The 1,585-nt window shown below is 59.7% G+C and carries 1 protein-coding gene; it reads left to right on the forward strand.

Annotated features, from left to right (window positions below; genetic code table 11):
• Positions 1-1,585 (forward strand): hemagglutinin repeat-containing protein (locus AM629_RS21040; RefSeq protein ID WP_200905783.1); only part of this gene is annotated, 1,585 nt, incomplete at both ends.

Consider the following 1,585-nt stretch of genomic DNA (forward strand, 5'->3'; position numbering starts at 1 on the left):
AGAGCGTCAGTATCACCAGTGCGGAAAATCATCACACCACCCTGACGAAAACCGAACAAAAGCAAAGCGGCTTAACCGTGGCGCTCAGTGGCACGGCAGGCGGCGCCATCAACAGCGCGGTACAGACAGCACGGGCAGCACAGCAGACCGCCGACCCGCGCCTGAAAGCGTTGCAAAATACCCAGGCCGCGCTCAGCGGGGTTCAGGCCACCCAGGCGGTCCGACTGGCGGAAGCGCAGGGCCGTGACGACCCGGGCAAGAATAATCTGGCCGGGGTGAGCCTGTCCTACGGTCGCCAGTCTTCGCGTTCAGAACAGCAGCACCGCCAGACCACCCAACAGGGCAGCCACCTCACTGCCGGGGATAACCTGACCATAACCGCCAAAGGGGATGGCAAAGGCGCATCAGGCCAGAATGGCGATATCCGCGTGCAGGGCAGCCAGTTACAGGTGGGTCAAGACCTGCAACTCAATGCCAGCCGAGACATCCAACTGAGTTCCAGCCAGAACACCGAACAGACTGTCGGCAAAAACAGTAGCCACGGTAGCGCGCTGGGCGTGGGTCTCACCGCCGGCCCGGGCAGCACCGGCTTGACGGCGTCGGCCAATGTCAGTCGGGGCAGCGGCCATGAAAATGGCAACGGGGTCAGTCACACGCACACCACATTAGAGGCAGGACAGACCGTTACCCTCAACAGTGGCCGGGACACCACGCTGCAAGGGGCACAAGTCAGTGGCGAACAGCTGACCGCCGACGTGAAACGCCATCTGACATTAAGCAGTGAACAGGACCGCCAGCGCTATGACAGCCAGCAGCACAACGCCCGTGCCGGGGTCAATGCCACCGTGGGTCCGCAGCCGGACGGCACATTAAGCCTGAATGCCAGCCGCAGCAAACTCCACAGCAGTTATGACAGCGTGCAGGAGCAGACCGGGCTGTTTGCCGGTCAAGGGGGTTATCAGGTGAATGTCGGCGACCACACCCAGCTGGACGGCGCAGTGATAGCCAGTGCCGCCGACAAAACCAAAAACACCCTCAACACCGGCACACTGGGTTTTAAAGATATTCAGAATCAGGCGGATTTTAAGGTTGAACAGCAGAGTGCGGGCATCAGCGTTGGCAAACCGACCGCTGGTCAGCGGCTGAACAATCTGGCGGTCAATGCGCTGACGGGCTCGAATAACCAGGGCCATGACAGCACCACCACGCAGGCCGCTGTCAGTGACGGCACCCTGATTATCCGGGATAAGGCGCACCAGACGCAGGATGTCGCGACCCTTAGCCGCGACACCGATAACGCCGCCAATGTCCTGAGTCCGATATTTGATAAGGAAAAGGAACAACAGCGGCTGAAACAGGCGCAACTGATGGGCGAACTCAGCGCCCAGATGACCGAAATAGTCGGGACGGAAGGGAAAATTATCGCCACCCACGCGGCGAAAGCGAAACTGGACCATCTCAGTGAACAGGATATTGAAGCTGCCAAAGCCACCCTGGCGAAAACGGGTCACGCCGACCCGAGCATGGAAGACATTAAAAGCCAAATCTACACCACTGCCTATCATCAGGCGCTGAATGACTCAGG

Source organism: Photorhabdus heterorhabditis, from assembly GCF_001280945.1.
Lineage (GTDB): Bacteria > Pseudomonadota > Gammaproteobacteria > Enterobacterales > Enterobacteriaceae > Photorhabdus > Photorhabdus heterorhabditis.